The following is a 9,644-nucleotide window of genomic DNA, read 5'->3' as shown; positions in this document are numbered from 1 at the left end:
CGTTGGAGTGATGATGCCTCAGGCAGCCTTGTCGGTCAGCGGCTGCTTGGTCTCGCCGATCGCGCGAATTTCCTCGGCATGCATCCAGCACAGATCCTCGAGCCGGAGCTCGCGATCATCGTGCGCGCGGATCGTGATCGGGCGGATTGGCTGGAGATCCTGCTTGTCGACGAGCACGGGGGTGGAGGGGGTGCCCGATTCCCAGCGCTCGCCCCATTGCCTGAGCGCGAGCATCGCGGGCAGCAGCGCCGCGCCCTTTTGCGTCAGGCGATATTCGATCTTGCGGCGATCCTCGGCGAGCGGCTGGCGCATCAATATGCCGTGCTCGACCAGTCGCGAAAGCCGGTTGGCAAGAATGTTGCGCGCGATGCCCAGCTCCGACTGGAACTCCTCGAAATGACAGATCCGGTTGAACGCGGCGCGCAGGATCAGGAACGACCATTTCTCGCCCATCGCCTCAAGCGCGCACGGAAGCCCGCATTCGTGCTGCGCGAGTTCTTTCAGTGGTTCTCTCAGGCCCATCACTCAAATCTACCGTAAAATTTCTGTCATGCAACTTATATGGGTTTTAAGTTGCAACTTGCAATTGATCCTGATAGGTAGTGATTCGCAACCTAAATTGCCAAGGACGCAATCCATGATCCGCTTTGCTCCCATGTTCGCCTCCGCGGCGGCTTCTTTCCTGCTGCTCTCGGCGACCGCCGCTTCCGCCCAGCCGGCCGGCAGCTTCTATGCCGCGAAACCTGTCGCGGCCTCCGCCTCCGGCAGCCTCGTCGTGCGCGATACGATCTGGAAGTGTGACGGCAATGGCTGCGCTTCTGCGAGCAAGGGCAAGAGCCGCGCTGCCTTTGTCTGCGAATCGCTCGTCAAGGAGGTCGGCGAGCTGGCCTCGTTCCGTGCGGGCACCGAGGAGTTCGGTGCCGAGGCGCTCGCCAAGTGCAACGCCAAGGCATAATTCCGCGCGGAAATCCGCAACAAACAGTTGCAATGCACCGGCACGCGCCCCCAAATGCGTCGCGTGCTGAGGCAATATGAACTTGTAGACCGGGTCCTCTCCTACGACCCCGACGCCGATGAGGCGTTGCTCAACCGCGCCTATGTCTTTTCCATGCAGATGCATGGCAGCCAGAAGCGTGCCTCGGGCGATCCCTATTTCAGCCATCCCATCGAGGTGGCAGGCATCCTGACCGACCTGCGTCTCGACGACGAGACGATTGCGACCGCGATCCTCCACGATACGATCGAGGATACGCTGACGACGCAGGAGGAGATCGAGAAGATCTTCGGGCCCAATGTCGCCCGGCTCGTCGACGGCGTCACCAAATTGTCGAAGATCGAGGCGCAGACCGAGAGCGAGCGCGCGGCGGAGAACCTCCGCAAATTCCTGCTCGCCATGTCCGACGATATCCGCGTGCTGCTCGTCAAGCTCGCCGACCGGCTGCACAACATGCGCACGCTGCACTTCATCAAGAATGAGGAGAAGCGCCGGCGCATCGCCAGGGAGACGATGGACATCTATGCGCCGCTCGCCGAGCGGATCGGGATGTACGAGTTCATGAAGGAGATGCAGACGCTCGCCTTCCAGCATCTCGAGCCCGAAGCCTATGCGTCGATCACCAAGCGGCTCGAACAGCTCCAGGAGGGCGGGGGCGACCGGATCGCCAAGATCAGCTCGGGGCTGAAGCTGCTGCTGAGCCGCGCGGGTATCGAGGTCGAGGTCTCTGGGCGCGAGAAGCATCCTTATTCTATCTGGAAGAAGATGGCCGAACGGCACATCAGCTTCGAGCAATTGTCGGACATCATGGCATTCCGCGTCATCGCCGAGGATTCCGACGCCTGCTATCGCGCCTTGGGCGTGATCCACCAGCGCTGGCCGATGGTGCCGGGGCGCTTCAAGGATTTCATCTCGACCCCCAAGCGCAACGGCTACAAATCGCTCCACACCACGATCATCCATGCGGGTGAGACGCGGATCGAGATCCAGATTCGTTCGAAGGCCATGCACGCACAGGCCGAATTCGGGCTCGCCGCGCACTGGGCATACAAGCAGCACGACCAGCCCGATGGCCAGGCGGGGTGGATCCGCGACCTGCTCGAAATTCTGGAGACCGCCGACAGCGCCGAGGAACTCCTCGAGCACACGCGCATGGCGATGTATCAGGACCGGATCTTCGCCTTCACCCCCAAAGGGGAACTCTACCAGCTGCCCAAGGGCGCGACGCCCATCGACTTCGCCTATGCAGTGCATACCGATCTCGGCGACCAGACCGTCGGCGCCAAGGTCAATGGCCGCGTCGTGCCGCTCAGGACTCCGCTCGAAAATGGCGATCAGGTCCAGATCCTGAAATCCAAGGGGCAGGAACCGCAACCCGGCTGGCTCAATTTCGTGGTGACGGGCAAGGCGCGCGCGGCGATCCGCCGCTATGTCCGCCACAAGGAACGCGACGAGACGATCGCGCTCGGCCGCAAGATCTATGACGAGATCGTGAAAAGGCTGCCCACCCAGCTTGGCCCCGAGGCGCTGAATCAGGCGCTGAAGCGACTGAAGAAACCGGACGAAGCGGCGCTGATGGAGGCGATCGCGCGGCAGATGATCTCCGACGTGGAGGTGATGGAAGCGCTGATGCCGGGCTCCGCGGGCAGCAGCGCACCCGGCGGCCATGCGCCCGCGCAGCGCGAGGCGATCTCGATCCGCGGGCTCACCCCCGGCGTGGCGTTCAGCCTCGCTGAATGCTGCCACCCCGTGCGCGGCGACCGCATCGTCGGCCTGCGGCGTCCCAATGAGGGGATCGAGGTCCACACCATTGATTGCGAGACGCTTTCGGACGGCGTCGACGCCGACTGGATCGATCTCGCCTGGGGCGAGACGTCGGACAGCAGCACCGCGCGGTTGAGCGTCGTCATCAAGAACGAGCCCGGCGCGCTCGCGGTCATGGCGGGGATCTTTGGTACGCACAAGGCGAATATCCTCAACCTGCGCCTCGAAAACCGCGACGGCAGCTTCCACACCTTCGCGGTAGATCTGGAGGTGAACGACGTTCACCATCTGATGCGGATATTGGCGGCGTTGCGCGCGGCCGACGCCGTCAGTCAGGCTGAACGAATCTAGCGCGTTTCTGAAATGATATTGCGCGGTCCTTTTCGGGCGGCGCCGAACGCGATAGGCTGGCGCGAGAGAGCTCCATTCCATCCATTCGAGACATTTCATGACAGACGACCACGACAGCCCTGCCAAAAACATGACCTATGCGCGCTATCTCGCGCTCGACGACCTGTTGTCCGCCCAGCATCCGGTTTCCGACCGCCATGACGAGCTGCTGTTCGTCATCATCCACCAGACCAAGGAACTCTGGCTCAAGCAGATGATCGCCGAGCTCAAGCTCGCGCTCGACCAGATCCGCGCCGACGCGCTTGTTCCCGTTTACAAGGGACTGGCGCGCGTCTCGCGCATTCAGGCGGTAATGACGCTGAGCTGGGACATTCTCGCGACGATGACGCCAAGCGACTATTCGCAGTTCCGGCACGTTCTGGGTACGAGCTCCGGCTTCCAGTCCGACCAGTTCCGCACCGTCGAATATCTGCTCGGTCTCAAGGACGGCGCCTTTCTGCGCTATCAGGAAGACCGGCCGCATGCGCAGGCCGCGATGCGCGCGGCGCTCGAAGCGCCGAGCCTCTGGGACGAAGCCAATCGTGCGCTCGCCCGCGCAGGAATTGCAGTCCCCGACAGCGCGACCGAGCGCGACTGGTCAGCGCCCTATCAGCCCGATCCCGCGGTCGAGGCGGCCTGGGCCGAGGTGTATCGCGACACAGGGCGATACTGGAATTTGTACCAGCTGGCGGAAAAGCTCGTCGATCTCGACGACGCGCTCGCCACATGGCGCCACAAGCATGCCCAGACCGTCGAGCGGGTCATTGGCTTCAAGCGTGGCACGGGCGGCACCGCGGGCGTCCAGTATCTCCAGTCGACCGTCGGCAAGCGCGCCTTCCCCGAGCTCTGGACGCTCCGGACGCAACTATGAGCCACAAGCATCTGTTCGCGCAGGCGCTCGGCGCACACGAAGCCGAGGGGCGGCTGCATCTCGCGGCGCATTCGCACCATCTCTGGCCCGATGCGAGCTTCGAGGGGCATCGACGCTGCTGGGAGGACGGCGCCTTCCTTGCCGATCGCAAATGGGACAAGGTGATGGGCGAGGTCTGGCCCGCCGCGCAGACGCAGGTCGCCGCCGAACTCAGACTTCCCGATCCCGCGACCATCGTCTTCGCCTCCAGCACGCACGAACTTATGCTGCGTCTGCTTTCGGCGCGCGGGGAGCGGCCGGTACGTGTGCTGTCGAGCGATGGCGAATTCCACAGCTTTCGCCGGCAGGCGGCGCGATGGGTCGAATCGGGCCGGATCGTGCTGGACACCGTGCCCGTCGAGCCCTTTGCCAGCTTTGCGGACCGCTTCCTCGAGGCGGCGCGCAAGGGCAGCCATGACCTGATCTTCGTCAGCCATGTATTCTTCAATACTGGCCATGTGTTCGATCGCTTCGGTGAACTCGCACCGCTGGCGGATCCCGAGGGGCGCTGGGTCGTCATCGACGGCTATCACGGCTTCATGGCGGTGGAGACCGATCTTTCGGCGGTGGCCGATCGCCTCTTCTACGTCGCGGGCGGCTATAAATATGCGATGGCGGGCGAGGGCGTTGGCTTCATGCATTGCCCGCCGGGCTTTGGCCTGCGCCCCGAGATCAGCGGCTGGTATGCCGAGTTCGATGATCTGTCGCTGCCCCCGGGGTCGGTTGGATATGCCCCCGATGCGCGCCGCTTCCTCGGCGCGACCTTCGATCCGTCGGGGCTCTACCGGTTCGTCGCGGTGCGCGAGATGCTTGCGCGCGAGGGGCTGACGACCGCGGCGATTGCGGCGCATGTCCATGCGCTCCAGCAGCGGCTGGCCGAGCGGCTCGCGCGGACGCCCTTTGCCGAAGCCGAACTGCTCAACCCGCTCGAAGATCGCGCGCATGCACGCTTTCTTGCGCTGCGTTCGGTCAACGCGCAGCCCTGGTATCGCCAGCTGGCCGACGCGCGGATCACCGTCGACGTGCGCGGCGATGTGCTGCGCATCGGCCTCGGCCTCTATCACGACGCCTCGGACATCGAGCGGTTTCTGGAACGAACGCGGAGCGTAACAGCAATGCCATGATCCCCGGGCACCAGCACGGGGACGCCGTGTGTTCAGCGCCTGATCGTTGCGCTGGCGGGCTGATCGGCGCAGGCATTTGTTCTACGTCAAGGCAGGCGTATTCTGCGGTGTGGCACAAGGTTTCGAAGAGGGGCTGCCGATCGGCAAGGCTTGGCTTCAGGAGCATTTGCTGTGAATGATTTGCCCAAGACGATCGAATGCAGCGGCAAGGTGGTGACGCTCAGGCGTTTCCGGGCGGACGACCTCGATGCAATGCTCAAATTCGCGCGGTCGCTGCCCGAGCACGACCTGCTGTTCCTTGATCGCGACCTCAAGCACCGCAAGGTCGTGGACGCCTGGCTTGCCGAAATCGAGGACGGTTTCATCGACAGCCTGATCGCCGAGGCGCCATCTGGCGTCGTCGGCACCTCCGCGCTCGTCCGCGATCCACTTGGCTGGTCGACGCATGTCGGCGAACTTCGGTTGCTGGTGAGCCCCAAGCTGCGCGGTGTTGGCCTGGGCCGGGCGATGCTCGAGGAGAGCTTTCGCATGGCGCTCCAACGCGACCTCAGGAAGCTCATCGCGAGGATGACGCCCGACCAGACCGCGGCGATTGCGCTGTTCGAGGACCTTGGTTTCGTACGCGAGGCGCTGCTCGCCGACCATGTGATGGGCCGCGACGGTGTGACGCACGACCTGATCGTGCTGAGCCAGACAGTCGAGCGCGCGGCCGCGCGGCTGGTGGCCTGAGCCGCCGCCGCGGGCAGCAGCGCTCACATTGTGCTGATCGTCGGTCGCACGAGGATTTCACTGATATCGACATCCTCGGGCTGCTCGATCGCGAAGGCGGTGGCGCGCGCGATCGAATCAGGTGAAATTGCCATCTTCCGCAGATCGTCTACTTTTCTCGCGGTTTCCTCGTGCGTGATCGTCTGGCCCAGTTCGGATTCGACCGGACCGGGCGAGATGATCGAAACGCGGATATCGCGATTTTCGAGGCGCAAGCCTTCCGAGATGGCGCGCACTGCGTATTTGGTCGCGCTGTAGACGCCTCCCGCCGGAATCACGCGATGCCCAGCGATCGAGGCGATATTCACGAATTGCCCGAAACCCTGACGCTTCATCACGGGCAGCGCCGCCGCAATGCCGTGGAGCACGCCGCGGATGTTGACGTCGATCATGCAATTCCATTCGTCGATCCTGAGCGCGTCGAAGGGTGAAAGCGGCATCAGTCCCGCATTGTTCACGACCGCGTCGATGCGGCCGAACTCGGCGAGCGCGAAGTCGACAAAGGCCTGCATGCTGGCGAGATCGGTGACGTCGAGCGCCCGCCAGCGCGCCGATCCGCTGTCGGACCAGATCGTGTCGACCAGCGACTGCAGCCGTGATTCGCGCCGTGCGCCCAGCACCACATGCGCGCCGCGTCGCGCCAGATGCTTTGCGGTGGCTTCGCCGATGCCGCTCGAGGCGCCGGTGATAAGCACGACCTTGTCCCTCACGTTGCACATGGTGCCGTTCCTCGTCTGTCGATATGTCAGGGAGCCGCGCGCCGCGAAACGGGCGCTCCGGCCTGATCCTCTTATGCCGTGTGCCCGCAGATATGCGGTAGTCGGGAACTCCGAAATTCTTGCACGATTCTCCGGAACTGGTTTCGGGCATCCGCTGCGCCCTTGCGTGACGCAACCCCAAATGCCACCTGAAATGGCGGAGAATCGCCATGCAGACCAATGCCGAACTTGCCCGCCTGATTGAACGATTCGTCGTCGAGGACGGGACGCTCGAAACGCCGATCCCCCGCATGAAGCTCATGCGCCTGTCGCACCCGACAGACCCGGTGCACAGCGTTCATGATCCCGCGCTGGGCATCATCGTCCAGGGACGCAAGCGCGTGATCCTGGCGGACCGGACGCTCATCTACGATCCGGCGCATTATCTGGTCGCCTCGCTCGATCTTCCGATTTCGGGTCATGTGCTCGAGGCAAGTCCCGAGGTGCCGTATCTGGGCTTCAAGCTCGCGCTCGATCCTGCAAGCCTCAGCGCAATCATGATGGAAGCGCCCGTGATCCCGGCGGCGCGGGAATCGACGGGCCCCGCGCTGGGACTGAGCGCGGTCACGCCCGAACTGCTCGATGCGGTGATCCGGATGGTGCGGCTCCTAGACACGCCCGGGGACATAGCGGTGTTGGCCCCGCTCATCGAACGCGAGATTCTCTATCGCCTGCTGATGGGTGAGCAGAGCGCGCATGTGCGCCAGATCGCGCTGGCGGACAGTCGGCTCCATCAGGTCAACCGGGCCATCGGCTGGATCAGGCGCAACTATGCCCGGCCCTTCAGGATCGAGACGCTGGCGGCGGAGGCGCGCATGAGCCCGTCCACGCTGCATCAGCATTTCAAGGCGGTGACGGCGATGAGCCCACTCCAGTATCAAAAGCAGATCAGGCTCCAGGAAGCGCGTACGCTGATGCTCTCGCGCGGCATGGATGCGGCGAGCGCGGGACATGAGGTGGGCTATGACAGCCCTTCGCAGTTCAGTCGCGAATATCGCCGGCTGTTCGGCGCACCGCCGGTGCAGGACGCCGAGCGGCTGCGCGCGGAGCCGGGCCTAGCGATGGGGGCCTGATCGCGCAGGGATAAGGCGGTCGATCGTGATGAAGACCGCGCATAGTGCCGCGAACAGTACGAAAAGTAGCGCGATGTTGGCGAGAATGTGCGGATAGCCGAGCTGCTGCACGTCGAGCACCGGATAGGGATATTCGTCGACCACCGCGCCGCGCGCCATCACCCAGATCACATAGAGCACGGGATAGGCGAGCATGCGCGGCAGCGCGCTCCACTGGAGATGCCGGTGCGCGGCGAAGCCCGTCCACCAGAGCAGGTAGAATACGGGAAGCAGATAGTGGAGCGTGGCGTCCGCGACGCGGAACAGGCCCAGCGGATCCCAAATGCGCGCGAGCATCAGATGGTAGAACATCATCGCGAACATTATCGCCGCCGCCAGTGTCGCGCGGTGCACAGGTTCGCGGAAGAAGCGCAGGCCGGGCCGCAGTTCGGCAAGATACACGAGCACGACGCCGATATTGGTCAGGATCGTAAAGAAGCTGAAGAAGAAGACGATCGCGCCGGGCAGGCTGCGTCCCGCGTCGATCGCGCTCGAGACAGTGAGCGCGAACTGAAGCAGCAGCGTGCCGGTTCCGAGCACGAGCCCCAGTGCCGCGATACTCCTGCCTGGCGACATTCGCTTCCCCTTCAGTGCACGGCACGCGCCTGCGTTTCGCCCTTGGAGGCGAGCGAAAAGCGGGGTTCCGCACTGGCGAGCGTATCAGTGGCCAGCGCGGCGGCATAGCGGCCGACCGCGGGACCATGTTTGAAGCCATGTCCCGATCCGGCGCCGACGAGGATGGCATTCGTCCAGCGCGGATGCCGGTCGATGAGCAGGTCGCCATTCGCGCTGTTCTCATATTGGCAGACGCGCGCCTCGCTCAGCGGGGCACGGGCCAGCAGCGGGAAGCGGCGCGCCATGAACGTGCGGACCTCGGCGAGAGCCGCAGGCGAGGGCGTGCGATCGACGGTATCGGGGTCGATCGGTGGTCCATGCGCGTCATGCGCGATCTTGAATCCGCGCGCTTCGAGGTCGGGGAAGCCGTAATAGATATCGCCGTTATTGAAATCGGCCCAGCCGGGCAGGCGCGCGGGACCGAAGCGGTCGTCGCCGGGCGGCGTAGCGAAAAAGAACACCTCCTGACGCGTCGGAAGGATCCGGTTGCCGAGAATGTCGGGAAAGAGCCTTGGCAGCCAGGGGCCGCACGCAAAGACGAAGCGCGCCGCAGACAGCGTCTCTCCGCTCGTCGTCGCCAGATGGTCGAGCCGCTGTGCGGCGGGGTCGGGCGGCACGATTACCGCCCGGCGATATTGCCCTCCGGTGCGGACGAAGCGGTCGACCAGTGTCTGCACCGCGCGCCGCGCCATGAGCGCACCGAATTCGGGCTCGTACAGGCCGAGTTCGACGCCCGTGAAGTCGATCTGCGGGAAGCGCGTGCGCATCTGCGTCGCGTCGAGCCGCTGGGTGGGCAGCTTCAGTTCGCGGTGGACCGCGATCGACTGGTCGACAAAGGCCTCGCGTCTGGCGAAAAAGAAGAGCACCCCGGTCTTGTGGAATATCGGCAAACCCGCCGTATCCGAAAGCGCCTTCCAGTCGGCGAGCGAGTCCCACGCCATCCGCGTATAGACCGCATCGGCACCATAGCTCCCGCGCGTCATCCGCGATTCGCCGCCCGAGGAGGCGCGCGCATGCGCCGGGCCCCAGGCATCGAGCAGCAACACGCGCTTGCCCTGATCCTGCAACTTTGCGGCAGTCCACGCGCCAAAAACCCCCGCACCCACGACGATCGCGTCATGGCTCTGCGTTGCAGCGCCGAGCGCGGACGAGGCCAGCGCTCCGGCGCCGACGCCAAGGGCCGCCCGACGCGTCAGCCCGGGCATCGCG

10 protein-coding genes are annotated in these 9,644 nt (G+C 64.4%); 6 read left to right on the top strand and 4 right to left on the bottom strand.

Annotated features, from left to right (window positions below; all coding sequences use genetic code 11):
* Window positions 1–18: 18 nt before the first annotated feature.
* Window positions 19–522, bottom strand: coding sequence for a helix-turn-helix domain-containing protein (locus MKI88_RS03955; protein WP_241629650.1), 504 nt, complete (start codon window positions 520–522; stop codon window positions 19–21).
* A 115-nt stretch (window positions 523–637) separates the two neighbouring features.
* Between MKI88_RS03955 and MKI88_RS03950 the strand changes: the two genes are divergently transcribed.
* The 5 genes from MKI88_RS03950 (at window position 638) to MKI88_RS03930 (ending at window position 5,911) form a co-directional block, all read left to right on the top strand.
* Window positions 638–955, top strand: a complete 318-nt coding sequence (locus MKI88_RS03950; protein ID WP_241629649.1) for a CC_3452 family protein — start codon at window positions 638–640, stop codon at window positions 953–955.
* Between the two features lie 63 nt (window positions 956–1,018).
* Window positions 1,019–3,109 carry a bifunctional (p)ppGpp synthetase/guanosine-3',5'-bis(diphosphate) 3'-pyrophosphohydrolase gene (locus tag MKI88_RS03945; RefSeq protein WP_241629660.1) on the top strand — a complete coding sequence of 697 codons (2,091 nt, stop codon included), beginning with the start codon at window positions 1,019–1,021 and terminating at the stop codon, window positions 3,107–3,109.
* 97 nt (window positions 3,110–3,206) lie between these two features.
* Window positions 3,207–4,019 carry a tryptophan 2,3-dioxygenase gene (locus MKI88_RS03940; protein WP_241629648.1) on the top strand — a complete coding sequence of 271 codons (813 nt, stop codon included), beginning with the start codon at window positions 3,207–3,209 and terminating at the stop codon, window positions 4,017–4,019.
* Window positions 4,016–5,182 (top strand): aminotransferase class V-fold PLP-dependent enzyme, encoded by a 1,167-nt coding sequence (locus tag MKI88_RS03935; protein WP_241629647.1) that lies wholly within the window; start codon window positions 4,016–4,018, stop codon window positions 5,180–5,182. The genes MKI88_RS03940 and MKI88_RS03935 overlap by 4 nt, the downstream gene beginning before the upstream one ends.
* 171 nt (window positions 5,183–5,353) lie before the next feature.
* Entirely contained in the window at window positions 5,354–5,911 is a 558-nt protein-coding gene (locus MKI88_RS03930) for a GNAT family N-acetyltransferase (RefSeq protein ID WP_241629646.1), read from the top strand.
* A 23-nt stretch (window positions 5,912–5,934) separates the two neighbouring features.
* Here the strand turns inward: MKI88_RS03930 and MKI88_RS03925 are convergent, their stop codons facing one another.
* Entirely contained in the window at window positions 5,935–6,669 is a 735-nt protein-coding gene (locus tag MKI88_RS03925; RefSeq protein WP_241629645.1) for an SDR family oxidoreductase, read from the bottom strand.
* 209 nt (window positions 6,670–6,878) lie between these two features.
* Between MKI88_RS03925 and MKI88_RS03920 the strand changes: the two genes are divergently transcribed.
* On the top strand, window positions 6,879–7,781 hold the full coding sequence (locus MKI88_RS03920) for an AraC family transcriptional regulator (RefSeq protein WP_241629644.1): 903 nt from the start codon (window positions 6,879–6,881) through the stop codon (window positions 7,779–7,781).
* Here MKI88_RS03920 and MKI88_RS03915 read toward each other — a convergent pair.
* Together MKI88_RS03915 and MKI88_RS03910 are read right to left on the bottom strand one after the other, a co-directional pair.
* Complete coding sequence (locus MKI88_RS03915; RefSeq protein ID WP_241629643.1) at window positions 7,764–8,396, bottom strand: Pr6Pr family membrane protein; 633 nt, start codon at window positions 8,394–8,396, stop codon at window positions 7,764–7,766. The genes MKI88_RS03920 and MKI88_RS03915 overlap by 18 nt on opposite strands.
* Window positions 8,397–8,407: 11 nt before the next feature.
* Window positions 8,408–9,640: an FAD-dependent oxidoreductase gene (locus MKI88_RS03910; RefSeq protein ID WP_241629642.1), complete on the bottom strand. Its 1,233-nt coding sequence runs from the start codon at window positions 9,638–9,640 to the stop codon at window positions 8,408–8,410.
* Between the last annotated feature and the right edge of the window lie 4 nt (window positions 9,641–9,644).

Origin of the sequence: Sphingomonas sp. LaA6.9 (genome assembly GCF_022601895.1) — a bacterium.
Taxonomy (GTDB): Bacteria; Pseudomonadota; Alphaproteobacteria; order Sphingomonadales; family Sphingomonadaceae; genus Sphingobium_A.
Note: the sequence above shows the minus strand (reverse complement) of the source record. Positions and strands in the feature narration are given on the sequence as shown.

Coding starts and splice junctions, on each gene's coding strand:
- MKI88_RS03955 (WP_241629650.1), bottom strand. CDS start 522: ATGGGCCTGAGAGAACCACTGAAAGAACTCGCGCAGCACGAATGCGGG.
- MKI88_RS03950 (WP_241629649.1), top strand. CDS start 638: ATGATCCGCTTTGCTCCCATGTTCGCCTCCGCGGCGGCTTCTTTCCTG.
- MKI88_RS03940 (WP_241629648.1), top strand. CDS start 3,207: ATGACAGACGACCACGACAGCCCTGCCAAAAACATGACCTATGCGCGC.
- MKI88_RS03935 (WP_241629647.1), top strand. CDS start 4,016: ATGAGCCACAAGCATCTGTTCGCGCAGGCGCTCGGCGCACACGAAGCC.
- MKI88_RS03925 (WP_241629645.1), bottom strand. CDS start 6,669: ATGTGCAACGTGAGGGACAAGGTCGTGCTTATCACCGGCGCCTCGAGC.
- MKI88_RS03920 (WP_241629644.1), top strand. CDS start 6,879: ATGCAGACCAATGCCGAACTTGCCCGCCTGATTGAACGATTCGTCGTC.
- MKI88_RS03915 (WP_241629643.1), bottom strand. CDS start 8,396: ATGTCGCCAGGCAGGAGTATCGCGGCACTGGGGCTCGTGCTCGGAACC.
- MKI88_RS03910 (WP_241629642.1), bottom strand. CDS start 9,640: ATGCCCGGGCTGACGCGTCGGGCGGCCCTTGGCGTCGGCGCCGGAGCG.